Source organism: Sphingomonas plantiphila (assembly GCF_046000505.1).
GTDB classification, from domain to species: domain Bacteria; phylum Pseudomonadota; class Alphaproteobacteria; order Sphingomonadales; family Sphingomonadaceae; genus Sphingomonas; species Sphingomonas plantiphila.
Genome location: NZ_JBELQC010000001.1, coordinates 1,140,847 through 1,165,690 on the forward strand (window position 1 = coordinate 1,140,847; position 24,844 = coordinate 1,165,690).

At 65.6% G+C, this 24,844-nt stretch carries 21 protein-coding genes; 11 read left to right on the plus strand and 10 right to left on the minus strand.

Annotated elements, in window-relative coordinates:
- Nucleotides 1–62: 62 nt before the first annotated feature.
- The 7 genes from ABS767_RS05530 to ABS767_RS05560 all read right to left on the minus strand — a co-directional run bounded on the left by ABS767_RS05530 (nt 63) and on the right by ABS767_RS05560 (nt 8,817).
- Nucleotides 63–2,117 (minus strand): S9 family peptidase, encoded by a 2,055-nt coding sequence (locus tag ABS767_RS05530; RefSeq protein ID WP_408077357.1) that lies wholly within the window; start codon nt 2,115–2,117, stop codon nt 63–65.
- Nucleotides 2,118–2,176: 59 nt separating this feature from the next.
- Complete coding sequence (locus ABS767_RS05535) at nt 2,177–3,772, minus strand: serine hydrolase (protein WP_408077358.1); 1,596 nt, start codon at nt 3,770–3,772, stop codon at nt 2,177–2,179.
- A gap of 195 nt (nt 3,773–3,967) precedes the next feature.
- Complete coding sequence (locus tag ABS767_RS05540; RefSeq protein WP_408077359.1) at nt 3,968–4,891, minus strand: sugar phosphate isomerase/epimerase family protein; 924 nt, start codon at nt 4,889–4,891, stop codon at nt 3,968–3,970.
- Nucleotides 4,892–4,911: 20 nt separating this feature from the next.
- Nucleotides 4,912–5,868: a sugar phosphate isomerase/epimerase family protein gene (locus tag ABS767_RS05545; protein WP_408077360.1), complete on the minus strand. Its 957-nt coding sequence runs from the start codon at nt 5,866–5,868 to the stop codon at nt 4,912–4,914.
- Between the two features lie 59 nt (nt 5,869–5,927).
- The gene (locus ABS767_RS05550) at nt 5,928–6,701 is read right to left on the minus strand and encodes a TIM barrel protein (protein WP_408077361.1); all 774 of its coding nucleotides are present in this window, start codon (nt 6,699–6,701) and stop codon (nt 5,928–5,930) included.
- Between the two features lie 107 nt (nt 6,702–6,808).
- Nucleotides 6,809–7,876: an amidohydrolase family protein gene (locus ABS767_RS05555; protein WP_408077362.1), complete on the minus strand. Its 1,068-nt coding sequence runs from the start codon at nt 7,874–7,876 to the stop codon at nt 6,809–6,811.
- Between the two features lie 269 nt (nt 7,877–8,145).
- Nucleotides 8,146–8,817, minus strand: coding sequence for a TetR/AcrR family transcriptional regulator (locus ABS767_RS05560; protein WP_408077363.1), 672 nt, complete (start codon nt 8,815–8,817; stop codon nt 8,146–8,148).
- A gap of 81 nt (nt 8,818–8,898) precedes the next feature.
- On the opposite strand from ABS767_RS05560, the gene ABS767_RS05565 reads away from it, so the two are divergent.
- The 5 genes from ABS767_RS05565 to ABS767_RS05585 all read left to right on the plus strand — a co-directional run bounded on the left by ABS767_RS05565 (nt 8,899) and on the right by ABS767_RS05585 (nt 15,492).
- The gene (locus ABS767_RS05565; RefSeq protein WP_408077364.1) at nt 8,899–10,008 is read left to right on the plus strand and encodes an LLM class flavin-dependent oxidoreductase; all 1,110 of its coding nucleotides are present in this window, start codon (nt 8,899–8,901) and stop codon (nt 10,006–10,008) included.
- Nucleotides 10,005–10,571, plus strand: coding sequence for an NADPH-dependent FMN reductase (locus ABS767_RS05570; protein ID WP_408077365.1), 567 nt, complete (start codon nt 10,005–10,007; stop codon nt 10,569–10,571). Before ABS767_RS05565 ends, ABS767_RS05570 begins: the two co-directional genes overlap by 4 nt.
- 87 nt (nt 10,572–10,658) lie before the next feature.
- Nucleotides 10,659–13,016, plus strand: a complete 2,358-nt coding sequence (locus ABS767_RS05575; RefSeq protein WP_408078656.1) for a TonB-dependent receptor — start codon at nt 10,659–10,661, stop codon at nt 13,014–13,016.
- Between the two features lie 104 nt (nt 13,017–13,120).
- Nucleotides 13,121–14,476: an MFS transporter gene (locus tag ABS767_RS05580; RefSeq protein ID WP_408077366.1), complete on the plus strand. Its 1,356-nt coding sequence runs from the start codon at nt 13,121–13,123 to the stop codon at nt 14,474–14,476.
- A 35-nt stretch (nt 14,477–14,511) separates the two neighbouring features.
- Complete coding sequence (locus tag ABS767_RS05585) at nt 14,512–15,492, plus strand: ThuA domain-containing protein (protein ID WP_408077367.1); 981 nt, start codon at nt 14,512–14,514, stop codon at nt 15,490–15,492.
- Between the two features lie 129 nt (nt 15,493–15,621).
- Here the strand turns inward: ABS767_RS05585 and ABS767_RS05590 are convergent, their stop codons facing one another.
- The gene (locus tag ABS767_RS05590) at nt 15,622–16,005 is read right to left on the minus strand and encodes a DoxX family protein (RefSeq protein ID WP_408077368.1); all 384 of its coding nucleotides are present in this window, start codon (nt 16,003–16,005) and stop codon (nt 15,622–15,624) included.
- Nucleotides 16,006–16,150: 145 nt separating this feature from the next.
- On the opposite strand from ABS767_RS05590, the gene ABS767_RS05595 reads away from it, so the two are divergent.
- The 6 genes from ABS767_RS05595 (at nt 16,151) to ABS767_RS05620 (ending at nt 23,727) form a co-directional block, all read left to right on the plus strand.
- Nucleotides 16,151–17,158 (plus strand): sugar phosphate isomerase/epimerase family protein, encoded by a 1,008-nt coding sequence (locus ABS767_RS05595; RefSeq protein WP_408077369.1) that lies wholly within the window; start codon nt 16,151–16,153, stop codon nt 17,156–17,158.
- A gap of 14 nt (nt 17,159–17,172) precedes the next feature.
- On the plus strand, nt 17,173–17,565 hold the full coding sequence (locus ABS767_RS05600; protein ID WP_408077370.1) for a C-glycoside deglycosidase beta subunit domain-containing protein: 393 nt from the start codon (nt 17,173–17,175) through the stop codon (nt 17,563–17,565).
- Between the two features lie 79 nt (nt 17,566–17,644).
- Nucleotides 17,645–20,035: a glycoside hydrolase family 3 protein gene (locus ABS767_RS05605; RefSeq protein ID WP_408077371.1), complete on the plus strand. Its 2,391-nt coding sequence runs from the start codon at nt 17,645–17,647 to the stop codon at nt 20,033–20,035.
- Nucleotides 20,036–20,061: 26 nt separating this feature from the next.
- On the plus strand, nt 20,062–21,162 hold the full coding sequence (locus ABS767_RS05610) for a Gfo/Idh/MocA family protein (RefSeq protein ID WP_408078657.1): 1,101 nt from the start codon (nt 20,062–20,064) through the stop codon (nt 21,160–21,162).
- Nucleotides 21,163–21,172: 10 nt separating this feature from the next.
- Nucleotides 21,173–22,228 (plus strand): sugar phosphate isomerase/epimerase family protein, encoded by a 1,056-nt coding sequence (locus ABS767_RS05615; RefSeq protein ID WP_408077372.1) that lies wholly within the window; start codon nt 21,173–21,175, stop codon nt 22,226–22,228.
- Nucleotides 22,228–23,727 carry an MFS transporter gene (locus ABS767_RS05620; RefSeq protein ID WP_408077373.1) on the plus strand — a complete coding sequence of 500 codons (1,500 nt, stop codon included), beginning with the start codon at nt 22,228–22,230 and terminating at the stop codon, nt 23,725–23,727. The genes ABS767_RS05615 and ABS767_RS05620 overlap by 1 nt, the downstream gene beginning before the upstream one ends.
- Here ABS767_RS05620 and ABS767_RS05625 read toward each other — a convergent pair.
- Nucleotides 23,691–24,230 carry a hypothetical protein gene (locus ABS767_RS05625; protein ID WP_408077374.1) on the minus strand — a complete coding sequence of 180 codons (540 nt, stop codon included), beginning with the start codon at nt 24,228–24,230 and terminating at the stop codon, nt 23,691–23,693. The two genes, ABS767_RS05620 and ABS767_RS05625, sit on opposite strands and share 37 nt — an antisense overlap.
- On the minus strand, nt 24,221–24,832 hold the full coding sequence (locus ABS767_RS05630; RefSeq protein ID WP_408077375.1) for a thioredoxin family protein: 612 nt from the start codon (nt 24,830–24,832) through the stop codon (nt 24,221–24,223). Before ABS767_RS05630 ends, ABS767_RS05625 begins: the two co-directional genes overlap by 10 nt.
- Nucleotides 24,833–24,844: the final 12 nt, after the last annotated feature.

The following is a 24,844-nucleotide window of genomic DNA, read 5'->3' on the forward strand; positions in this document are numbered from 1 at the left end:
CGCTAGAACAGTATGGGCAAGCGCCCGCCGGTCCGCGTGCGACGGATCGGCGGGCGCACTGCTCATTTCGCCGCAGTCGGCTTGGGCGCGGCGGCCGCCAGCCCCGGGACATTGTCCGCGCCCTCGAGCACCTCGAGGCTGGAGCCGGCGAAATCGTCTCCGATCGGCTCGGCCTTGCCGCCGAGGCATTTGGACAGGAAGCCCTCGCTGATCGCGAAGAAGGACAAGCGGTTCTCCGGACGGACGAAGCCATGCCCCTCGTCGGGATAGTTGATGTAGGTCACCGGCAGCTTGCGCGCCTGCATCGCCGCGACGATCTGGTCACTCTCGGCCTTCACCACGCGCGGATCGTTGCCGCCCTGCCCGATCAGCAGCGGCTTCTTGATCGCATCGACGCGGCTGATCGGCGACTGCGCCATCATGCGTTTCACATCCTCGGCTTTGGCTGGGTCGCCGATATGCTTGTAGAAGGTCCCCTCGAGGATCGGTCGCCAATAGGGCGGGAAGCTCTCCATCAGCGTCTTGAGGTTCGAAGGGCCGACGATGTCGACGCCGCATGCGAAGGTGTCCGGCGTAAAGGTCAGGCCGACCAGCGTGGCATAGCCGCCATAGGACCCGCCCATGATTGCGACCTTGTCCTTCGACGTCACGCCGCGCGCGATCGACCAGTCGACCGCGTCGATCAGGTCCTGGTGCATCTTGCCCGACCATTCACCGATCGCGGCGTTCACGAAGCCCTTTCCGAAGCCGGTCGAGCCGCGATAGTTGACGCTGAGCACCGCATAGCCGCGGTTCGCAAGCCATTGATGCGCGCTGTTATAGCCATAGTCGTCGCGCGCCCAAGGGCCGCCATGGACGAACAGCACCATCGGCACCGGCTTGTCCGACTTGCCGTCCTTGTCCGCATCGGCGCCGGCGGGAAGCGTGAGATAGCTCACCAGCGTCTTGCCGTCTCCGGTCGGTATCTCCACCGGCCACATCGGCTGGAGCGCATAGGCCGACAGGTCGGGGCGCGTCTCGTACAGCTTGGTGAGCGACTTGCCCTTGCGGTCGTAGATATAGGCGGTGGCGGGCTGTTCGGCGGCGCTGGCGGCGACGATCAGCTTCGCGCCGTCGGCGGTCGACGACAGGATCGACACTTCCCCGGGCAGTTTCGATTTGAGGAAGTCGAAATCGGCCTTGGCCTCGGCATTGAGCGGGGTCCATTCGTTCTTGAGATAGTTCACCGCATAGGCGATCGGCTCGTAGCTCTCGGGATCGGTGAGCAGGCCCTGGATGTCCGCCCGGTCGCTCGCGGCGATCACCTCGGTCTTCAGGCTTGCGGCGTCCATCTTGACCAGCGCCGCCTTGTCGCGGCCGCGGCTGTCGACCCAGTAGAGCGTCGTGCCGTCCTTGTTGAAGCCGATCGGCGCGGTGTTGAAGAAATCCTCGTTCGCGACGGAGAGGACTTCGGTCCATTTGCCGTCGGCGCCCAGCCGGAAATAGGTGCTGCCGCCGCCCGGCACCTGCTTGAAGGCAAAGCGGGGCTTCAGCTGATTGTCGGTGACCCATCCGCCATAGCCGGGATTTTCCATCACCAGCTTGCTCGCGCCGGTCTTGTAGTCGACCTCGTACAGGTCGAAGAATTGCGGGTTGCGATCGTTGAGGCCAATCAGCACGACATCGGGGCGCAGCTTGCTCACCCCCTGGATCTCGGCACGCACCTTGTCGCCCGCCTTGGTCAGCGCAATATCCTTGAGCGTCGCGACATCGACCGAATGGACGCGGAAATTCTCGTTCCCGCCGCTGTCCTGCAGATAGATGATGTGCGCGCTGTCCGGCGCCCAGAAATAATTCTGGAGCCCGCGCTTGCTCTCCTTGGTCACCGCCTTGGCAGCGCCGAGATTGCCGATCGGTGCGACCCACACGTTCATCACGCCATTAAGGGGCGCGAGCCAGCTGACATGCTTGCCGTCCGGGCTGATCTGCCCGCCCGCCCGGCTGGGGTTGCCGAAGATCTTGTCGCGCGGAATCAGCGTATCGGCGCCCGCACGCGGCGCGGGGCCGGCGATGGCGGCGGTTCCGGCAGCGGCGAGCAGCGCGCCCCCGCAGAGCAGTGCGATCGTGAGTCGTTTCATGGCTTTCCCTCCATTGTTCCGACCAAGATAGCGCCCCGGTGTATTATTTCAATAATACGCTACCCGACCACCGGCACGAAAGCGAGGTGATGATAGTCATAGCTGAAATCGGCGAGCGGCGAGAGCGCCTTCATCGACACCCCGGTCACCTTGCCGTCCTTGACCGCGAAGCTGACCACCGCATCCTCGCCCTTGCCCGGCGTCATACGGGTACGGAAGGCGTCCGGGCCCCAGAGTTCGAGCGCGCTGGCGAATTGCGGATGCGGCGCGAAGTCGATGTGCAGGCCCTTGCCGCGCTGACTGACGACGATGTCGCCGTACCAGGCGTCGCGATAGCGCCCGGCATAGGCGGCGAGCGGCAGGCTCGGCCCACCCTCCGGCCGCTTGGCGTCCCCGTCGCCCATTGCCGCCGCCATGCTTTCTGCCGCGAGCTTGGTCCGCGCGACATAGCTGCCGACCCAGTCATAGGCGGGGGCGCCGAGCAGATGGTCGAGGATCGCATTGCGGATGCCGCCCGACACGCTGTCTTCGGTATTGCTGAACACCGCGACGCCGAGCCCGGCCGAGGGGATCAGCGCGGTCTGCGTCACCTGACCCGACAGCCCGCCCGAATGGCTGATCAGGCGGCGCGCACGGAAATCCTGCACGAACCAGCCAAGCGCATAGCCCGACATCACCGGCCGCGCGGGGTTGAGATCGGTCGCGCCGTCGCTCGACGAGACCACGACCTGCGGCGTCCACATCTCGGCCGCCATTTCCTTGCTCCACAGCCGCTTGCCGCCGGGCAGTTCGCCGAGACCGAGCTGGACCTGCAGCCATTTGGCGATGTCGGTGATGCTGGCGTTGATGCCCGCACCCGGATCGACCACCGGCGATTCGTCGGCTTCGATCACCCGCATCGGCCCGATGCCGCGCACCGGGGGGCCGAGCCGCGCATGCCGGCCCGCGACGTTGCTGGTCCGGAGCAGGTCGAGCGAAGGTACCGCGTCGGCCATGCCCAGCGGTTCGAGCAGGCGCGTGCGGATGAAGTCGCGCCAGCTCTGGCCCGAGACCTTTTCGATGAGTGCGCCAGCGACGATGTAGAGGATATTGTCATAGTCGTAGCCGCCCCGAAACGGCCGGACCGGCTGCAGGAACTGCAGCGCGCGGATCGCATCCTGCGCGGTGCGGTTCGAGCGCGGGAAATAGAGCAGGTCGCCCGCGCCGAGCGGGAGTCCCGAGCGATGGACGAGCAGGTCGCGGACGTTGAACAGCGTCGTGACCGCAGGGTCGGCCATTTTGAAGTCGGGCATGTGCTGTGTCAGCCGGTCGTCCCAGCCGATCTTGCCCTCCTCGACCAGCATGGCCAGCGCGGCGGCGGTAAACGCCTTGCTGTTCGACGCGATGCCGAACCGGGTGTGGACATCCACCGGATCGGGACGGCCCATGGTGCGCACGCCAAAGCCCTTGAGCCATACCGGCTGGTCCTTGCGCACGATCGCCACGGCGATGCCCGGCGTCTCGAACGCGCGCATGAAATTCGCGACGATGCTGTCGACCGCCGTATCGAGCGCGGCGGGGGCGGCCTGCCGTGCGGATGCCGGAAGCGCGAGCGTTGCCGCGCCGCCGATGCCAAGCGCCAGCGCCGTCCGTCGATCGACCGTCAATCCCGCCATTTCGTCAATCCCAAGCTGCGAGCCCCGCCCGCGCGGCGGGGTCTGCGACCCGCAATGTTATCGCGGGCGCCGGGACCGACCTTGCCGCCCGACGAACCCAGGCACAAGCCCGTCCGGATCATCGTTGAACGGGCGGGACGACCGGAACTGTCGGATCCAACCTATGGACTCGCGCGCTCCGAGGTCCGTCCGTCCTCAATCGTAGATCGGGCGCAGCTCGTGATCGAGATGGTACCGGGTCAGCGCCATCGAGGCGAGCAGGTCCGGCGAGCCGTCATATTCGATCGACATCCAGCCCTTGAACCCATGGTCCTTGAGCGCGTGGTAGAGTCCCTTGAGGTCGAGGTCGCCAAGCCCCGGTTCCCAGAACCAGCGCGTGCCGTCGTCGGCGATCTCCGGGTCGCGGGCATAGCGGACGCTGTCGGGTTGGTTGGACGAAGCGGTATCCTTCAGGTGGAAGGTGCTGATGCGATCGTGATAGTCGTTGTAAAAGGTCAGCAGGTCTTCGCCCATGATCGAAATCTGCGCGGTGTCGATGCAATAGTGGACCAGGCGCGGATCGGTCGATTCGATCAGCTCGCGGTGGTTTTCGATATTGATCGCGCAGAAGAACTCGTTGTGCAGGCCGACCTTGACGCCGTGGTCGGTGGCATAGCGGCCGATTTCGTTCATCGCTTTCGCGCATTGCTGCACCTCTTCGCGGGTGAGCGGGCCGACACCGCAGTAATTCTGGGTCGGGCAGGTGTTCATATACTGGCCACCGAACCTGACGATCGTGTCCACAGCCTCGCGACCCGACCGCACCACTTCTTCGAAATGCCCGGCGTCGTGCGAGGCATGGGCGCCGTGGAACATGCCGATGACCTCGACGCCGCGGTCCCGGGCGAAGGCGGTGAAGTTTTCGGGCGAACCGAACAGCGGCAGAATATCGGCCAGGTCCCATGGCGCGATCTCGATGCCGGGAAAGCCGAGCGCCGACTGATATTTCAGGATCGTGTCCCAGTCCGAATAATAGGCGCTGTTGGTCTTGTCCTCGTAATAGAAGTCGCGGAAGTTCTCGATCTGGCGATAGGGGATCGCCTTCCAGTGACACATGTTGGCGTAGCGGATGTTCGGCATCGCTGGAGTCTCCGTCCGACTTAATTCTGCAATTGATCGAGAAGGCTGCGGATCCGCAGCAGAGCGCGGAAGGGATCGCGCGTCTGGCGAGCGCTGAAGACGATCGGGCCGTCATAGCCCTGACGATCGAGCAGCGCTGCGATGCTGGTCAGATCGACCGAGCCGGTGCCCGGATCGCGAAACACCTGGGTCGCGCGATGTTCGGGGAATTCGGGATTGGCGGTCTTCCACGTTTCCTTGTCATCGACGAAGCGCGTGTCGGTCAGGTGTACGCAGCCGATCCGATCGCGATGGGCCGTTACGAAGTCTGCCGGATCGATCCCGGCGATCGTCAGGGTCGCCGCGTCGATGTCGAGCTTGACGCTATCGGGCAGCGCGTCGAGCAGCGGCAGGATTTCCTCGCCGCGAAACAGGCTCCAATATTCGTTGCGCAGGACGAGCGTGAGACCCGACGCCTGCGCCTTTTCCGCCAGGCCGCGCAGGGCATCGGTCTGGCGTTCGGTGAAGGACGCGCGCTTCGCCTCGAAATCGGGATGATAATGCGCGGTGCGCCCATAATAGGGCGAGGGGCTGATCGCGAAATAGTCAGCACCCAGGTCGGCGGCATGCGCCAGCGCTTCGCCCGCGAAATGCCCGCTCGCGCCGAAGAAGAAATCGAGGTTGTCGTTGCGCATGAACAGGTTCGGGTCGAAGGTCACGCCAGCGACGCGGTCGATGCCATGCCGCGCCAGTTCGGCGCGATAGCCGGCGGCCGACTCATATTTCGTCTCGACGCAATAGCGGTTCATCGGCACGCCGCTGCGCCCGCCGAACTGCCACACCGGTTCATACGGGATTTCAATCGCGCGAAACCCACTCGCGCTGATCAGGCAGTAGAGTTCTTCCCAGAAATATCGGCTTTCGAACCGGTTGCGGTTCGGCTCCTGATAGTGGCGGTTGATCAGGTCGAGGCTGATCGAGATCTGGTCGCTGTTCATCACGCAATCCATTTGTCTGAAGCGCCGCCGACGATGGCGGCTGGCAGCGGGGCCGAGCTTTAGTCGGCGAGCATTCGCCGCGACTGGGCGAGCGACTGATCCATCGGCATCGTCGGGAAATATTCGAGGCCGATCGCGCCCGCATAGCCAAGGTCGCGCAGCGTCTGCCTGACCTGGTCCCAATCGACGCTCCCCGTGCCGGGTTCGTTGCGGTCGGGCATGTCGGCGACCTGCACATGGGCGACGAGATGCATGCGCCCGGCCAGTACTTGCGCCATATCCTCACCCATCACGGCGCTGTGCCAGACATCGTAGAGCAGGCGCAGGTTGGGGCTGTCGACCGCCTCGACCAGATCGAGGCCGAGTTTGGTGCTGACGAGGTACATGGTGGCGAACAGCCGGGTGTTGAGTGGTTCGAGCAGCAGCATGACGCCCGCCGCTTCGGCTGCGTCAGCAGCGGCGCGTAGCGCGGCGACGGCGTTGGCGAAATGCTCCTCCTCGCTCATCCCCTCGACGCGAAAGCCCGACGCGACGATCAGGTTCGGCTTGCCGAGCACGGCCGTCGCGGCGATCGTCTCGCGCACCGCGGTGACCAACTCGTCACGCTCCGCGGGATCGACGATTGAGCGGCGCGGATCGACGCACAGGCTGGTCAGGCGCATGCCGGTGTCGGCGAGCGCGGTGGCCAGCGCATCGACCGGCTTGTCGCGCCAAAGATGGAATTCGGCCAGCTCGAAGCCCGCCGCCTTGGCCGCGCGCAAGCGCGCGTCGAGGTCACCGGCATCGGCGAACTGCCATTCGATACAACTGGATAATGGGTATGCCGCAGACAAAGGAATCTCTCCTGTTCTACGGCCCCGTGGTGCGATCGCACTCGTATGCCTGGCGGGTTCGAGCCCGCTATTTTGTTGGCGTCGGATACGGCTCATCGCCGCAAAAATCAAGGCTTCAGCTTGAACACGCGCTCGGCGTTGCGGTGGAAGAACAAGGCGGCGTCGGCGCGGGACATCGGTATTGCGGCTGCCTTAGCAACCGCGTCGTCCTCATCCTCGAACGGATAGTCGACGGCGAAGAGCACGCGGTCCGCGCCCAGAATCTCCTGACAGCTGCGGACCGCGGGCGACCAGTTGGTGCCGCTCGTGGTGATCCAGAAATTTTCGCGAAAGACCGTCGCCGGACTGCGCTTGAGCGGGCCGAGACCGCCGCCGTGCATCACGCGATACCGGTTGTCGATCCGATCGAGGTAGAAAGGAATCGCCTCGCCATTATGGCCGATCACGATGCGCAGCCGGGGAAAGGCGTCGAACACCCCGGCCATGATCAGTCGCAGGACGTGCAGCGACGTTTCGGCCGCATAGCCCCAAACCGCGCCCTCGAGTCCGCGCGCCGCATAGGCGGGTAACGCAGGCGGCGCGGGATCGCGCGGGTGAATGTAGATCGGCACGTCGAGCGCCTGTGCGGCTTCGAAAATCGGCCAATAGTCGCGCTCGTCGAGATAACGGCCCTTGGTATGCGAGTTCACGACCGCGCCCTTGAGGCCGGCGCGCACCGTGCGCTCGAGTTCCTGGGCCGCCCGTGCAGGAGCCTGAGGCGCGATGGCGGCCAGCGGGGCGAACTTGTCGGGCCAGCGGCGCATCCAGCTCAGCGCGCGGTCGTTGATCGACCGGGCGAGTTCGGTCCCCTGCGCCGGGTCGAAGATCTGGACGCCCGGCGAATTCACCATGATGACCTGCATGTCGACGCCCGAGCGGGCCATGTCCTTGAGACGAACCTCCGGATCGAGCAGGCGTGGCCAGCGCGGATATTTGCCGCCGCCGATCATCGCCTTCAGCCCCGGCTCCTCGTCGCCGCGTGTTGCCATGTACGCGTCGATCGCATCGATCAGCTCCGGCGTCGAAAAGCCCTCTTCGGTCGCGATGCGGCGCATGCTTCGGCGCGGCGCGGCCGTTGCGGGCAGCGTGGCCGTGGCGGCGGTCGCAGCGATCAGCGTGCGGCGTGACAGGTTCATTGGAGGCTCTCCCTGCGAGAAACGCGAAGCATCATGGCGTGAGGCACGCGCGCGAACCGCGCGGTCCATCGGGCCGGGGCTCGGCAAAAAGTCCGGAGATGGAGCTTGGAAGGTCGCGATCGTTGCGCATGATCGGGCCGCCAAACGCCCGGCACAGATCGGCAACTTCACAGCCTGCAGCCATTTCCTCACCTAATTAGAATATATGTTCTTATATTCTGATAGGCCGAGTTGGCAGGGATGACAATGGGATCGGGCAGGCGCCCCGCTCAGCCCTCGTACTGGAGGTAGGCGAGCGCCATGACCGACAGTTCGGACTTCACCGTGTCCCAGATCTTGTCGTCGGCCGATTCGGCGGTGGAGCCGAGACCGAATTGCCGCGCGGCGGTGGCGAACACGATCCGGAAGACCGCGTGGGCGCGACGTTCGGCATCCTTGGCGCGAATCTCGTCGCGGAAGGTGAGGATCGCTTTGGCCGAGAGATCCGCCGACTTTTGCGCGGTCTCGCGGCCTGGTGCGGAGACCGCGGGATCGAGCGATGCGCGCTGCATGATCGTGCGCAGCACCTGCGCATGCGTCGCCAGGAAGCCGCTATAGCCGTCGACATAGCGCGGCAGGAAATCGGCGAGCGAACTCGATTCGGCGAGAATGCCCTCGATCAGCTCGCGTTCCTTCTCGACGATGTTCTGAAGTTCTTCCGCGATCACGGCGTGGAGCAAGCGATCCTTGCTTTCGAACCGCAGGTAGATCGAGCCGATCGATACCGAGCCGCGCTCGCTCACGTCCTGAAGGGTGAAGTCCTCGCTGCCCCGCTCGAGCATCAGCGCCTTCGTCGCATCCAGCATTCGGCGAAACGAAGCGAGGCTGCGTCCCTGTCGCGGTGCGCGGCTGATCGCACTGTCGGCGAGCGTCTGGGTCGGGGATTCAGCGGGGCTTGACATGTGCCCCATAAGAAATATCAAAATAGGAACGTCAATTCTAATTTCTAAAAGCGCGAACATTCTGATTCGCGAGGAGGGGTAATGCGGTTCTCGGTGTTTCTAAACGCGCGCTCGATGCGACCGGAGGACGACCGGCAGTTGATGCACGACCTGGAGACCCATGCGATCCGGGCGCGGGACAAAGGGTTTTCCGCGATCTTCATGCCGGACCATCACTTCAACGGGTACATGCCGCTGGCGAGCGACAGCTTCATCTTCGCGGCCTATCTCGCGGCGAAGCTGCCCGAGATGCATTTCGGCTTTTCGGTAGTGTCGGTGCCGCTGCATCATCCGGTGCGCTTCGTCGAGCGGATCAACCTTCTCGATCAGATCACCGACGGCAAGTTGCTGGTCGGGGTGGGGAGCGGCACGACGCCCGAGGAGATGATCGGGTTCGGCGTGAACTACAAGGATGCCGGTGCCGTCTCGGAACGCAACCTCGAACTGGCCGAGCAGCTGTGGGCCAAGGCCATGGAAGATCCGGCGATCGAGATCGACAATGGCCCGCATCAGGGGCGGGTGCTCCAGCGGATCGCGCCGGCGGCGTACACGCCGGGTCATGCCCGCCTGATGCCCGTGGCGATGAAGGAAAGCAGTGCCCGCCGCGCCGCGACGCATGGCTGGCCGGCGTTCATCCCGGCCTTCACCCCGCCGAAGATCGGCGGCACCGAGCCCTATGTCCATGTGAAGAAGTATTTCGACACCTACCGCGCGATGCTGGACGAATCGGGGCATGGCGCGGACACGATCGCGTCGGCGCTCGACTGGACGACGCACACCTATCAGGCCGTGCATGTCGCCGAAACCGACGAGCAGGCTCGTGACGAGTTGATGGTGATCCTGCGCTCGTACCAGGACGCGATCGAGCGCGAAGCGGAGTTCAATGCGCGCGCTGAATCCGACGACGCCAATCGCAAGACGGATCGCACGCCGAATGCGCTCACCGATGACTGGATCGGTACCTGGTGCCTCTATGGTTCACCGGAGACCGTGATCGAGCATCTGAAACCCTATGAGGAACTGGGCATCGGCAACATCCTGTGCGGCACCCTGACCGGGCCGCTGACGGAAGAGCGGCTTCGCCTGGGCAACCAGACGCTCGACCTGCTGTCGCAAAAGGTCATGCCCGCATTCGGTGGCGGTCGCGCGTGACGCGGATCGTCGGCATCGGCGGCACGTTGCGGGCGGGGTCGTCGAGCGAGCGGCTCGCGCGCGCCGTCCTGGAGTGCTGCGGCGCGCAGGGCGCCGACACGATGATGTTCGACGGGCCGTTCCTGGCACAGCTGCCGCATTACGATCCGGGCGCGCCGACGCGGTGCGAGGCGGAGCAGGCCCTTGTCGACGCAGTGCGGGGTGCTGACGCGATCGTCGTCGCGTCGCCCGGCTATCACGGCGGCATTTCCGGGCTCGTCAAGAATGCGATCGATTTGCTGGAGGAGACGGCGCGCGACGATCGCCCCTATTTCGACGGGCGGCCGGTCGGGCTCATCGTCTCGGCCGCGGGCTGGCAGGCCACGGGCGTCACGCTGGCGGCGCTGCGCGGCGTGACCCATGCGATGCGCGGATGGCCGACGCCGCTGGGCATCGCGATCAACTCGGTCGAGCAGCGTCCATTCGATTCCGATGGGGCGCTGGTCGATGCGGCGGTCGCGGCTCAGATCGAGGCGCTTTCCGAGCAATTATTGCGCCCGCTGGGCCTTTCCAGGGCCGCTTGACTCAGGATTAAACAAAACTAAAATACTGGTTCTATTTAGTAGACGCGGGGAGGTACCCGCGCTCAAAATTGGGAGGGGTTAGTGGGTATGTTCACGCTCAAGTCGTGCCTGTTGGTCGGCACTGCAGTTCTCGCCGTTACGCCAGCGATGGCGCAGACCACGCCGCCGGCATCCACGTCCGACGTCGAAGAGATCGTCGTCACCGCACAGAACCGCGCCGAAAGCGTGCAGGATGTTCCGATCGCCATCAACGTCGTCTCGGGCGAGGCTTTGCAGGACGCGGGCGTGACCGATCTGCGCGAGCTCGACCGCGTGGCATCGGGCGTCCAGATCACGCAGGACCAGCAGAACACCTATGTCGCGGTGCGCGGCATCGGTACGGCCAGCAACAACGAAACGCAGGACACGTCGGTCACCATCAACATCGATGGCGAGTATATCAACCGCACTACGGTCCTGAATGCGGCGGTGTTCGACCTCGAGCGCGTGGAAGTGCTGCGCGGGCCGCAGGGAACGCTCTACGGGCGCAATGCGACCGCGGGCGCCGTCAATTTCATCACGCGAAAGCCTGGCGACACGTTCAGTGTCAACGGATCCGCGAGCTACGGCAATTACGATCAGATCATTCTGAATGCCGGCGTCGATCTGCCCATTTCCGATGGCTTCGCGATCCGCGCGTCGGGCATCTATTCGAACCGCGGACAGGGCTACACCTTCCACCCGAACATGGCCGGGCTGCGCGCGGGCAATCCGCTCGCCGGCAAGCCGTACCAGCCGAACTATGCGGACCGAAGCGGGACCCAGGACCTCAAGGCCGGTCGCCTGTCGGTCCGGCTCGAGCCGACCAGCAACCTGCGCATCGATGCCGCGGTCGAATATGCCGACAGCTATGCGCTTCTCGAAAACTATGCCTTTGTCGATCTGACCACGGCGGCGAACGCGCCGACCGCGGGCTGCGGCGGGCTGGGTTATGTCGAGGTCGCGCCGTTGCAGCCGGGCACGCAGTGCATCCCGCTCAACACCAACTTCCTCGCGAACATCGACCGCAGCAGCTACAATGGCCCGACCACCGGCGTGGGCTATCAGTCGATGGAGTCGTTCGCGGCGCGTGGCCGCATCGCCTATAATCTCGGCGACGCGACGGTGACCTATATCGGCGGCTATCGTCACACCGATTCGATCGAGCGTCCGACGCTGCCGCCCGCCTATGTCTTCCTCGACTTCGGATCGACGGTCGAAACGCAGAGCCACGAACTGCGCCTGAACGGCGAAGCCGGGAACATCCTCTATCAGGTCGGCGCCTTCTATTATCGCGAGGAGCTGAACCAGGAGAAGGGGCTGCACAATCCGTTCATCGGCCCGAACGGCAGCTACATCACCTATTTCCGCCGGTCGCCAGTGACGAGCAAGAGCTGGTCGGTGTTCGGTCAGGTCGATGTGCCGATCACGCCCGAGCTGACCGCGCAGGGCGGCATTCGCTACACCAAGGGCGATCGCGAAGCGATCTACGAGAACTACAACTTCGTCTTCAACGCCGGACCTAACCCGCTGACCACGCCGGCGCCGGTCACGCTGAACCTGGACCAGTCGGAGGACAATATCAGCTGGCTGGCGGGGCTGAACTACAAGCCGAACTCCGATACGCTGGTCTATGCAAAGGTCAGCACGGGCTTCAAGGGCGGCGGTTTCGACGCGGTCGGCACCTATGGGCCGGAGAAGAACACCGCCTACGAGGCCGGGATGAAGCTCGACTTCGGCGAGCGCAATCAGCACCGGTTCAACATGTCCGGCTTCTATTACGACTATGCCGGCCTGCAGAATGCCGTGCTGCTCGACAACACCAAGGGTGGCCAGATCTTCAACGCCGGCAAGGCGACGATCTGGGGCGTCGAGGCGGAATGGGACATCGAGCTCAACCAGTGGAACCGCTTCTACGGCAGCTTCAACTATCTCAATGCCAAGTTCGACGACCTGGCGGCCGCCTATGCGGTGATCTGCGTCCCTGCCAGCGGCTGCGTCGCTCCGAACGATGCCAGTGTCGGCGATCTCGATCCGGTCACCCCGGGCGTGCAGGCGCCCAACCTTGCCGGCAACACGCCGCCGATGTCGCCGGAAGTCGTGATCTCGGTCGGGTACGACCATATCTTCAGCCTGGGTTCGGCGGGCACGCTCACGGCAAGCGCCTTCTCGCGCTTCAAGAGCAAGTATTTCCTGACCATCTTCAACGAGCGCGACCTGTCGCAAAAGGCGTTCACCCAGACCGATCTGTCGCTGACCTATCGCCCGGAAAACCGGAAATTCTCGGTCGCAGGCTTTGTGCAGAATCTGGAGAATGAACGGCCGATGGCGTTCGGGGCGTTCGTCGCCGCAGGGCCGGATCGCGTGCTGAACGTCGGCTACTCGCGCCCGCGCACCTATGGCGTGCGGGTCGGGTTCGACTTCTGATCGACCGACTGACGGGGCGGCCCTGACGGGTCGCCCCGCTTTCTTTTGGGGAACGGCAGGCGGGCTAGCACCCTCCTGCATTCCGGATTGCGAGGGAGCCGATCATGGCTGAAACCGTCGCCGGGGCGGCAGGCGTCCGACTTTCGCTTACCGAGCGGCTGAGCTATGGCTTTGGCGATTTCGGGTACAGCCTGGCCTATAACATGGCGGGCGCGTTCCTGCTGTTCTACTATACCAATGTCGCGATGCTGCCGGCCGCGGCCGTCGGCACCATCTTCCTCGCGGCGCGATTGCTCGACGCGGTGGTCGACATTCTGGTGGGCATCGCAGTCGACAAGACGCGGACCCGCTGGGGGCGGACGCGGCCCTATTTCCTGTTCACCGCGATTCCCTATGCGCTGGTCCTCGTCCTTGTCTTCTCGGTGCCGGACTGGTCCGAAAATGCCAAGCTCATCTACGCGTTCCTGACGTTCAAGGCGCTCGGCATCCTGATGTCGCTGGGGTCGATCCCCTATACCGCGCTGATGCCGATGATGACGACCGACACCAGCCAGCGGCTCAAGCTCGGCGGGATGCGCTCGATCGGAACGTCGGTGTCGGTGATCCTGGGCACGGCGGCGACGATGCCGCTGGTCGGGCTGTTCGGCGGCGGCAATCAGCAGCGCGGCTTTCAGGCGACGGCGATCCTGTTTGCAGGGCTGTCGCTGATCGCGCTGTTCATGCTGTTCCGCAATTGCAAGGAACGGTTCGACGACGGCAGCTCGCCGCGCTTCGCCGTGCTGCCGGCGATCGGCGAGATGCTGCGCAATCGCGCCTGGCTGATCTGCTTTGCCTTCACCCTGCTCTATTTCGTGCGGTTCGGGACGATGATCTCGCTCACCGCATTCTTCGCGATCGACGTGCTGGGGCATCCGTGGATGATCTCGATCCTGCTGCCCGCAATCTCTGGCACATTGCTGATCGCCGCGTTCATCGCCCCGCCGATCCTGTCGCGCACCGGCATTCGCAAGGGCTGTTTCGGGGCGATCGTGCTGGCCATCGCGCTGTTCGCGGCGCTGCCGCTGGCCGAGGCGCAGCCGCCGCTGTTCCTGGCGCTGTATATTGCCGCGTCGGTCGCGACATCGGTGACGATCACCGGCATCTTCACCATGGCGGCGGAAGCGGTCGACTATCACGAAGCGCTGTTCGGCACGCGCAACGAGGGGCTGCTCTCGTCCGGAATCAGCCTGGCGACCAAGATCGGCATGGCGGTGGGCACGGCGGCGATCGCCTATTCGCTGGCGGCGGCGGGCTATGTGCCGACCGCGGTGAGCGAGACCGCACGCCAGACGATCCGCTGGTCCTATTATGGCTGGCCGATCGCCCTGCTCGCACTTCAGGCGATCGTGGTGTTGGGCTGGCCGATGCATGCGCGCCACACGGCGCGGCCTGACGCATCCGCCGAGCCTGCTGCCGCCTGAACGCGGCGCTTACGCACCTTTATTGGGAGATTCGAATGCAGATCAAAGCAATCGCGTTGGCGGTAGCCCTGTCCGGCAGCGCGGGCATGGCAGCGGCCCAGACCGTGCCGGTCGCCGACATTCCGGTGACGGTCGATAACGTTCCCTATGCGCCGCCCGAGACGGTGCAGCGCGTGGCGACGCCGAACAATCCCAAGGAAGAGCGGCTGAAGGTGCTGATCATCAGCGGCCAGAACAGCTATGAGCATGACTGGACCGGGGTGAACAACCGGTTGCGGACGCAGCTGAAGGACACCGGACGGTTCGACGTGCGCGTGACGGAGGATTTCGACGACGGCACGCTCGCCATGCTCAAGAAATATGACGTCGTCATCCTCAACTATTCCAGCCGCTGGAACTATGGGGACAAGGAACAGCATGTCTGGTCCGACGCGGCGTTCAAGGCGCTGTACGACTATGTCGCGCAGGGCGGAGGGCTGGTCGCCTATCATTCCTCCTTCACCTGGGGCCGCGACATTCCCGAATATCGGCGCCTGCTCGGCGCGGTGATGGTGCCGGGGGTCAGCCGCCGGTCGCCGCCCGACGCATTCACGATCGAGATCGTCGATCGCGAGCATCCGATCACGCAGGGACTGCGCCGCTACCACTGGAACTTCATGGAGGACAAATACACCAACATGGTGTTCGATCCGGACGCGAAGGTGCAGGTGCTGGCCACCGCGATCGACGACCCGGCGGATTATGATCCGGAGCGCGCGGGGCCCAAATACGACCCCAAGGCCTATGCGCCCGAGCAGCTCAAGAAGATGGGCGGGATGGGGAAGCCAAACCCGCAAATCTGGGTGCAGAATTACGGCAAGGGGCGGGTTTTCTCGATCACGCTGGGGCATGGACCCGATACGATCCAATATGACGGGTTCAAGACGCTGTTCGCGCGCGGCACCGAATGGGCAGCGACCGGCAAGGTGACGATTGCGCCCTATGACAAGGCGGCGGGGTTCGCGGTCGGAAAATAGGCCCCGCGCAGCTGGCCCGCGCGGGGAAAGGGGGAGGGGGCGGACAGCGGTCCGCCCCTTTTTCGTGGCGATCACTAGAGGATGGGAGGTCGCCGTAGCAGGGCGTGCTTGCACCCCGCCCCACGTCGATCAGCGCGCCTGGCGCTGCGCGAGCGCAAACCCGACAAATGCGGCGAGGGCCGCGAGGACGGCGTTCTGCGGCAGCGCGGCGGTTTCGCCGCGGGCGAGATGGACCGCAGCTGCGCACGCCTGATTGACGATCAGGTAGATCGCCGCGCCGCGCGCAACGCGGTGCCAGCGCGCAGCGATCGCGCCGAGCAGCAGCGCAAGCGCGGCGACGAGTTCGGTCACGCCGACCAGCCGGCCAGCCGCGACCGGGAGGACGAGCGTCCACGCATGATGTTGCGCAAGCACCGACAGGGAAGCGAAGGTCTTGAAATAGCCGAAGAACGCGAAGGCGAGGGCCAGCAACAGCGCGACGATCCGTGCGATGCCGTGTGCGGAACGTGCCATTGCCGGCGACCCCCTCATGTCAAATCCGGCCTTGACGCGACCGAGTGTTTATAGAATGAATGTTCTAATTCGGATGAATGGCGAGCGCAAGTGCGGGAGCCACCGACAGGCGGGATACGCCGTCGCCGATGAAGCGAGAGGGTCTATGGGTACGATCAAGCGGGGCGTGAGCCTCTACAGCTATCAGAACGAGACGTTTCAGGGCAAAATGTCCCTGGAAGATTGCATCCGGACCAGCGCCGAGATGGGCGCGCGCGGGATCGAGGTGATCGGCGAGCAGACCTTCTGGGGCTGGCCCGAAGTCGGCGTCGAGGATGCGAAGATCCACGAGTGGCACCAGCTGATCGCCAAATATGACTGCGTGCCCGTCAGCCATGACTTCATGCTCGACTACAAGCGCTACAAGGGCCGCGAGATGCCGTTCGACGAGCAGGTCGCGAGCGTGCGCAACGACGTCGACTTCGGCGCGCGGCTGGGGACGAAATATATCCGCGCGCTGGTTTCGATCGCGCCCGAAGTGCTGGTCGCCGCCGCCCCCTATGCCGAGGAAAAGGGCATCAAGATCCTGATCGAGGTGCATGCGCCGCTGCACTTCGATCACCCGTGGATCGTCCGTCACGCCGAAGCCTTCGAAAAGAGCGGTTCGGACGCGCTCGGCTTCCTGCCCGACATGGGGATGTTCCTGCACGCTTATCCGCCGGTAATGGTCGAGAAGTTCAAGCGCCTGGGCGTGCCGACGAACATCGCCGACTATATCGTCAAGGCCTATGCGGATCGCGTGCTCAGCGAATATGTGATCCTGAATGTCCAGGAAATGGGCGGCACCGGCCCGTCGATCGCGATGGCCGAAGTGCTGCGCCACAATGCCGCGTTCGAGCCCAAGCGGATGCTCGACTACATGGCGCGCATCCACAACATCCACGGCAAATTCTATCAGATGACCGCAGACTATGTCGAGCCGTCGATCCCCTATGACAAGATCGTCGAGGTGCTGAACCAGGGCGGTTACGACGGCTATATCTGCTCGGAATATGAGGGCAATCGCTGGATCGAGGACGCCGAGGAACCCGACAGCGTCGAGCAGGTGCGTCGCCAGCAGGTGATGTTGGCGAAGCTGATCGGCGAACCGGCGCCGGCGGCGCTGGCCGCGTAAGGGAGAGCGGGACCATGATGGACAACAAGATGATCTGCACCGAGCAGTTCGAGAATTTCGTCGAGGACGGCGCGGTCAAGGGCTTCGCCTTCCTCGGCCGCCTGCCCTATTATCGCGGCCTAGGGCTCTCGATGGTCGAGGACATCCAGGTCAGCGTGGACGGCGAGAAGATCGCGCGCGAGGACGTGCGCTTCTCGGTGCGCGGCAAGATCTACACGCTCGACGAGATGGAAACCGTCTATGACGATCGCTGGAATTTCGGCGAGAAGGCGCGGATCATCGCGCTGAAGCCGGGCGGTCTGGCGCCGGGCAACCACCGGATCGAGTTCGCGGTGCGGATGCGGGTATCCTACCTGCCGTTCGTCCCGACGACCAAGGACAGCAAGGACCTGGCGCTCGCCGCCTGAACCAGACGGGCGGCGCCGGGCGACAATGCCCCGCCGCCCGTCAGCTGCGCGTCCGCGCGCGGCGCAACGGATTGCGTTGATGACAGATCTGACTCTCGACCAGGCCGCCTCGCTGACCGCGGGCGGCGCAATGTGGTCGTCCGTGGCGATTGCCCAGGCGGGGATCCCGTCCTTTACGATGAGCGACGGCCCGATGGGCATCGCCAGCGGCAAGGTGGACGAACGCGACATCGCGCGCCTCTCGCCCTGCGCCACCGCGCTGGGCGCAAGCTGGGACGTGGATCTGGCGCAGCGGATCGGCGTGCTGGTCGGGCAGGAAGCGGTCGGCCGCGGCGTCGACGCGGTGCTCGCCCCCAACATCAACCTTGCGCGCAGCCCGCTGGCGGGACGTGCGTTCGAATATTTCTCCGAAGACCCGCTGCTCGCCGGCATCATGGGCGCGGCCTGGATCACGGGCCTGCAATCGACCGGCACCGCGTCGGTGGCCAAGCATCTGGTGTGCAACGACAGCGAGACCGATCGTGACACGGTCGACGTCCGGGTCGATGAGCGGACGCTGCGCGAAGTCTATCTGCTGCCGTTCGAGTTCGCCGCGCAGGCGGGATGCGCCGGGATGCTAGCGGCCTATAACCGGGTCAACGGGCTGCACTGCGCCGAGCAGCATCATGTGCTCACGACCGTGGTCAAGGGCGATTGGGATTATCGCGGCGCGATCATGAGCGACTGGTTCGGCACCCATTCGACCGAACCGACGCTGAATGCGGGGCTCGACCTCGAGATGCCGGGGCCGGCGCGATTCCTGGGCCTCAAGGCGGCCGCAGCGGTGGCGTCGGGCAAGGTGACGCGCGCGCGCATCGATGACGCGGCAACACGCGTCGCCGGTCTGGCGCGCCGCGCGACGGGGGCCAAGGCGAGCCCGCTGAGCGCGCACCAGATCGACGCGCTGCTGGTCGAGGCAGCGGCGGCGGGGTTCGTTCTGCTGCGCAACGCGGGGGATCTGCTTCCGCTGTCGCCGGAGACGATCGACACGCTGGCGGTGATCGGCCCCAACGCCGCTGCCCCGTGTTTCCAGGGGGGAACCTTCGCCAAGATTTCAGTGTCGCCCGACCTTGCCTCGCCCGTAGATGCGATCCGCGGACGCTTCGGCGCGCAGTGCGACATTCTGTTCGAGCCCGGCGTCGATCCCGCGCCGCGCCTGCCCGCCATGCCGGTGCGCCCCGCGCGCGATCTGGGCGATGGCTGTACGCATGGCATGACGGTCGACTATTTCGTCAGCGGCGACTGCACCGGCACCCCGTTGTCGAGCGAGACGCGCGACGCCAACTCGCTGGTCTGGTTCGTCGGGGTGCATGAGCAAGCGCGGTTCGCCGAAGGCGGATCGATCCGCGCGAGCGGCGTGTACCTCCCCGATCGCGACGGCATCCACCGCTTCCATCTCGGCGCCACCGGTGTCTCGCGCATGTGCGTCGACGGCGTCGAGATCGTCGCGACGACCCATTGCCCGCCGGGCGATGTCATGGGGGTGCTCAAGGCCGGTGACTCGATGGTCGCCGAGGTCGATCTGAGCGCGGGCAAGCCGGTGGACGTCGTGGTCGAATTCAGCTTCGATCCCGCACGCGTTCACGGCCTGTGGTACGGCATCCGTGCGCCGGGCAGCCGCGAGGAACTGCTCGCCGCCGCCGAAGCCGCCGCGCGCCGCGCCGATGCGGTGGTGCTGATGGTCGGCGAAACCTCGGATTCGAGCGTCGAGAGCAAGGATCGGCCCGATACGCTGCTTGCCGCCGATCAGGTCGAACTGATCGCGCGCGTCACCGCCGCGAACCCGCGCACCGTCATCGTCGCCAATGTCGGCCACGCGTTCGACACGTCATGGGAGGATCGCGCCGCCGCACTGATCAGCGCCTGGTATCCCGGCGAAGGGTTCGCGCAGGCGATTGCCGAAGTGCTGGCGGGCGACCGCGAGCCGGGCGGACGCATGCCGGTCACGATCGCGAAGGATGAAGACGATTATCCCGGCTATGCGCTCAAGCCCGATGCGGCTGGTCAGCTGCGCTACGCCGACGGAGTCCGCTTCGGGTATCGCGGGTTGATCGCGGCGGGCAAGCCGGCGCGGCACCCATTGGGGGCGGGGTTCGGCTATGCGCGTTTCGAGTGGCAGGACGCCGCGGTCGAGGGCGATGCAGTCGCGGTTACCGTTCGAAACGTTGCGGCGCGCGCGGGGAGCGAGGTCGTCCAGGTCTATCGCGACGAACCCGAAGCGACGCTGGTCGGCTTCGCCAAGGTCCAACTCGCGCCGGGCGAGCGTGCGCGGGTGCGCGTACCCCTGACGCGCCGCCGCTTCATGCGTTGGGGCGAACAGGGTTGGACTCCGCTCGGCGACAGGGTCGCGGTGCGTGTCGCGCGTCATGCCGAGGACGCGGGAACGGCGCTCGCCGTCGATGTGGCCGCGTTGCCAACCACCGGATTGTGACGAGGAGACCGGGCGTGCGGTTGCGGATGGGGATGATCGGCGGCGGACCGGGGGCGTTTATCGGTCCGATCCACCGCATCGCAGCGGAGCTGGATCGCGAGATCGAGCTGGTCGCGGGCGTGTTCAGCAGCGATCCCGGCCGCTCGCGCGCGGCAGCGGCCGACTATCGCATCGATCCCGAGCGCGCCTATCCCGACCTCGACACGATGTTCGCGGGCGAGGCTGCGCGCGCGGATGGGATCGATTTCGTATCGATCGTCAGCCCCAACCATCATCATCTTACGGCCGCGCGCGCCGCGCTCGCCGCCGGGGTGGCGGTGATGAGCGACAAGCCGATGACAGCATCGCTCGCCGAAGCGCGCGAACTTGCCGACCTCGTCGCCCAGGCCGGGCGGCCCTATGCGCTCACGTACACTTATTCGGGCTATCCGCTGGTGCGCGAGGCGCGCGCGCGGGTCGCGGCGGGCGCGATCGGCACCGTCCGCAAGGTCGTGGTCGAATATCCGCAGGGCTGGCTCGCCGGCCCCGCCGAAGGGAAGCAGGCGGAATGGCGTGTTGATCCGGCGCGATCGGGCGCGGGCGGATGCATCGGCGATATCGGGGTCCACGCCTTTCAGCTCGCCGAATTCGTGACCGGGCTGCGCGTCACGCGCCTGCTCGCCGACCTTGCGGCCGTGGTCCCGGGCCGAGCGCTCGACGATGACTGTTCGGTCCTGCTGCGCTTCGACAATGGCGCGCGCGGCGTGCTGCTCGCCTCGCAGATCGAGGTGGGCGAGCTCAACGGGCTGCGCATCCGCGTCTATGGCGACAAGGGCGGGCTGGTGTGGCGGCAGGAAACGCCCAACGAACTCACCCTGCACGGCATCGACGGGCGGACCGAGATCGTCCGCGCGGGCGATGCCTCGCTCGGCGCCGATGCCCGCGCGCGGACGCGCACGCCGGGCGGGCATCCGGAAGGGTATCTTGAGGCATTCGCCAACCTGTACCGCGACTTTGCTGGCCTGCTCCGGGGTGAGGCGGGGCCGCTGCTGCCGGATGCCGCCGAGGGGCTGCGCGGCATGGCATTCATCGAAACGGCGGTGGCTGCAAGCCGCGACGACGCAGGTTGGGTCGATCTGACGATTTGAGGAGAGAGCGATGAAGACGTTGAAGGGGCCGGGCATTTTCCTCGCCCAATTCGCTGGCGATAGCGCGCCGTTCAATTCGCTCGACAGCCTCTCAGCCTGGGTCGCCTCGCTCGGCTACAAGGGCATCCAGATTCCGAGCTGGGACAAGCGCCTGTTCGACCTCGATCGCGCGGCGGAAAGCCAGGATTATTGCGACGAGGTGGCTGGTATCGCCGCGTCGCACGGCCTCGCGATCACCGAGCTGTCGACGCATTTGCAGGGCCAGCTGTTGGCGGTTCACCCCGCCTATGACGCGCAGTTCGACGGCTTCGCCGCCGAACATGTGCGCGGCAACCCAGCCGCGCGGCAGGCCTGGGCGGTCGATCAGGTGAAGAAGGCGGCAACCGCCAGCCGGCGACTTGGGCTGAATGCACATGCCAGCTTCTCCGGCGCGCTGGCCTGGCCCTATATGTATCCTTGGCCGCAGCGCCCGGCGGGTCTGGTCGAGGATGCGTTCGACGAACTTGCGAAGCGCTGGCGCCCGATCCTCGACCATTTCGACGGCGAGGGCGTCGATATCGGCTTCGAGATTCACCCGGGCGAGGATTTGCACGATGGCGTGACGTTCGAGATGTTTCTCGAGCGCGTCGACAACCATCCGCGCGCGAACATCCTCTACGATCCCAGCCATTTCGTGCTGCAGCAGCTCGATTATCTGGCGTTCATCGACATCTATCACGAGCGCATCAAATGCTTCCACGTCAAGGATGCCGAGTTCCGCCCCAATGGCCGATCGGGAGTCTATGGCGGGTACCAGGGCTGGGTCGACCGGCCCGGCCGGTTCCGCTCGCTCGGCGACGGGCAGGTCGATTTCGGCGGCATCTTCTCCAAGATGGCGGCGAACGACTTTGCCGGCTGGGCGGTGCTCGAATGGGAATGCGCGCTCAAGCATCCCGAACAGGGGGCGGCGGAGGGGGCGCCGTTCATCGACCGGCACATCATCCGCGTGACCGAACATGCGTTCGACGATTTCGCCGCGGGCGGGGCGGATCGCGACCTCAACAAGCGCATCATGGGCATCGCCTGATGGCCAGCGCGGCGAGCGGGGAGCTGCCGCGCCTGGCCTGGCCGGCGCGGTTCGGCTTCATGGCCTGCGCCATGCCGGAGCTGATCAAGAGCTTCGCCTGGGACGCGTTCGTCCTGTTCTATTATGCCCAGGTGGTCGGGCTGGACGGGTTCCGGCTCGGCCTCGCGCTCGCGCTCATCCTCGTGTTCGACGCGGTGGCCGACCCCTATATCGGCGCGCTGTCCGACCGCATGGATCGCGCGCCGCTGGGGCGGCGGCACACGCTGATGGCGGCGGCGGTGCTGCCGTTCGCGATCGGCATCGCGATGGTATTCCGCGTGCCGGCCGATCTGGGGCAATGGCAGATGTTCGCTTGGCTGCTCGGCTTTGGATTGCTGGCGCGGGTCGGCATCTCCTTCTGGACGGTGCCCGCCTATGCGATGGGCGGCGAACTGACGCGCGACAGCGGCGAGCGCAACATCGTCGCGGTGATGCGAAACATGGGCAATCAGCTGGCGATCCTGACCGTTCCCTGGGTTGCCTTTGCCTATTTCTTCGTACCGGGAGGCGGGTTCAGCAAGCCGCAGCTCAACCCTGCGCCCTATCCGGGTTTCGGCCTGTTCGTGGCGGCGATCGGCGCTGGGCTGATGATCGTCGGCCTGCTCGCGACGCGCGCGCGGATGCGGCAGGTGGAGGCGCTCGACCGCGCGGTCGCCGCGGAGGCGCCCGAGACGCTGCCGCAGCTGTTCCGGCGCCTGGTCGCGGCGATCCGGCTGACGCCCAATGTCGGGCGGCTGTTGCTCGTCGCGCTGCTGGTGCTGTTCGTCAATTCGGTGGTCAATCAGCTGACACTGCATCTCGCCACCTATTTCTGGCAATTGGACGGCAGCTGGACGCCGCGCCTGCTGATCGCTGGGGTGTGCGGGTCGCTGTTTGCGATGTTCGTCGCGCCGGCCTGGATGAAATGGATCGGCACGCGGGCGGCGATGATCTCCGGCCTTGCCGCATTCTTCCTGCTTCAGGCGGGGGCGGTGCTGCTGCCGCTGCTGGGGCTGGCGCCGTTGCCCGCGACGGCGGCGATCGGGGCGTTCGTGGTGGCGTTCCGCGTGCTCGGCGGGGTTGCCTATGGCCTGTATGTCGTGCCGTTCAACACCGTCACCTATGACATTGGCGACGAGCATGAGGCGAATACCGGCAAGCCGCAACAGGGGCTCGTTGCCAGCTTCATGTTCATCGGGCTTCAGGTCGGTAGCGGTCTGGTCGCCCTGTTCGCGGGGTCGTTCCTCGGGATCATCGACTTCCCCGTCGGACTCCCCGTCGATCAGATGCCGCAGGACAAGGTGCGTGCGCTTGCCTGGTTCGTCACCGGGCTGATCCTGATCGCGGGGCTGGCGATGGCGTGGCTCGTCGGCCGGTTCGATGTGTCGGCGGAAAAGCAGGCGCGGATCCGGGCCGAGCTCGCCCGGCTTCGCGCTGGGGACGCTCAGTCGGCGGAGGCGAAGCCCGCCCCTGCGCCGTAAAAGCGGATCGTGCCATCGGTGTCGGCTGCACTGACGCCGATGCACAGCTGCAGCCCGAACCGCAGCGGCAGCGCCGGTTCGAACGGCAACGTGGTCAGGCGGCGATCGGACAGCGGATAATAATCGCGCCATTGCTCGGGCGGATCGAACGGCGCCGCCTCGCTCGGCGGTTCCGCCAGCCGTTCGGTGAGCGGCAGGCGCTCCATCCCGCCATGCTGCAGCACCATCCAGTGGATGCGCGCGCCGTCCAGCACCTCCCACATTACCGACAGTTCGGCGAGCGCCATCGCCGTTCCGCCACGCCTGACTGGCGTTGGCAGGGGGAAGTGGAACCAGGCGTCCTTGCCCGCGCGCAGGCGGAAGCTGGAGAAGAACCCGCGATGCCATCCGAACCCATCGGACCAGTCCGCGCCATCAACCGGCGCGAAATAGTCGGTACCTCGCTCCTGCGGCACGACCGCGGCGGAGGGCACCCAGATGCGGTCGACGATCATCACGCCCATGTCGGCGCATTCTCCTCGAGCCACTTGATCGAACAGCCTGCGCTCGGTCGCTGCGGCTGGGGCGGCTGCCCGCCGGCCAGCAGTACGTCCGCGGCGCCGCGCAGGTCCGCGCCGGTCACCGGGAGATCCGTCCGCAGCGGCGGCAGTCCCGGCACGGGGGGACGGTCGATCCTGGGTCGGCTCGCGTCGAACTGTCCGGCATAGAAGAGCCGCAGGTCGCCATCGAACAGGAAGAAATCGGGCGTGCAGATCGCTTCATAGGCGATCGCCACACGCTGGTCCGAATCGTGGAGATAGGGGAAGGTGAAGCCGCGATCGGCAGCGAATGCCACCATATGCTCGAAATCGTCCTCGGGGAATTCGACGATATCGTTCGACGAGATCGCCACCACGCCGATGCCGCGCTTCTGATACTCCTCCGCGAACGCGACGAAGCCATCGATCACATGCAGCACGAACGGGCAGTGGTTGCAGATGAACGCGACGACCAGACCCTGCGGACCCGCGACATCCGCCAGCGTGCGCACGGTGCCGGTCGTGTCGGTGAGTGCGAAGTCGGGTGCGGGCGTGCCCAATGGCATCATGCGCGACATGCGAAGCATCCAACTCTCCCG

Coding starts and splice junctions, on each gene's coding strand:
- ABS767_RS05530 (WP_408077357.1), bottom strand. CDS start 2,117: ATGAAACGACTCACGATCGCACTGCTCTGCGGGGGCGCGCTGCTCGCC.
- ABS767_RS05535 (WP_408077358.1), bottom strand. CDS start 3,772: ATGGCGGGATTGACGGTCGATCGACGGACGGCGCTGGCGCTTGGCATC.
- ABS767_RS05540 (WP_408077359.1), bottom strand. CDS start 4,891: ATGCCGAACATCCGCTACGCCAACATGTGTCACTGGAAGGCGATCCCC.
- ABS767_RS05545 (WP_408077360.1), bottom strand. CDS start 5,868: ATGAACAGCGACCAGATCTCGATCAGCCTCGACCTGATCAACCGCCAC.
- ABS767_RS05555 (WP_408077362.1), bottom strand. CDS start 7,876: ATGAACCTGTCACGCCGCACGCTGATCGCTGCGACCGCCGCCACGGCC.
- ABS767_RS05560 (WP_408077363.1), bottom strand. CDS start 8,817: ATGTCAAGCCCCGCTGAATCCCCGACCCAGACGCTCGCCGACAGTGCG.
- ABS767_RS05565 (WP_408077364.1), top strand. CDS start 8,899: ATGCGGTTCTCGGTGTTTCTAAACGCGCGCTCGATGCGACCGGAGGAC.
- ABS767_RS05575 (WP_408078656.1), top strand. CDS start 10,659: ATGTTCACGCTCAAGTCGTGCCTGTTGGTCGGCACTGCAGTTCTCGCC.
- ABS767_RS05580 (WP_408077366.1), top strand. CDS start 13,121: ATGGCTGAAACCGTCGCCGGGGCGGCAGGCGTCCGACTTTCGCTTACC.
- ABS767_RS05585 (WP_408077367.1), top strand. CDS start 14,512: ATGCAGATCAAAGCAATCGCGTTGGCGGTAGCCCTGTCCGGCAGCGCG.
- ABS767_RS05590 (WP_408077368.1), bottom strand. CDS start 16,005: ATGGCACGTTCCGCACACGGCATCGCACGGATCGTCGCGCTGTTGCTG.
- ABS767_RS05595 (WP_408077369.1), top strand. CDS start 16,151: ATGGGTACGATCAAGCGGGGCGTGAGCCTCTACAGCTATCAGAACGAG.
- ABS767_RS05600 (WP_408077370.1), top strand. CDS start 17,173: ATGATGGACAACAAGATGATCTGCACCGAGCAGTTCGAGAATTTCGTC.
- ABS767_RS05605 (WP_408077371.1), top strand. CDS start 17,645: ATGACAGATCTGACTCTCGACCAGGCCGCCTCGCTGACCGCGGGCGGC.
- ABS767_RS05610 (WP_408078657.1), top strand. CDS start 20,062: ATGGGGATGATCGGCGGCGGACCGGGGGCGTTTATCGGTCCGATCCAC.
- ABS767_RS05615 (WP_408077372.1), top strand. CDS start 21,173: ATGAAGACGTTGAAGGGGCCGGGCATTTTCCTCGCCCAATTCGCTGGC.
- ABS767_RS05620 (WP_408077373.1), top strand. CDS start 22,228: ATGGCCAGCGCGGCGAGCGGGGAGCTGCCGCGCCTGGCCTGGCCGGCG.
- ABS767_RS05625 (WP_408077374.1), bottom strand. CDS start 24,230: ATGGGCGTGATGATCGTCGACCGCATCTGGGTGCCCTCCGCCGCGGTC.
- ABS767_RS05630 (WP_408077375.1), bottom strand. CDS start 24,832: ATGCTTCGCATGTCGCGCATGATGCCATTGGGCACGCCCGCACCCGAC.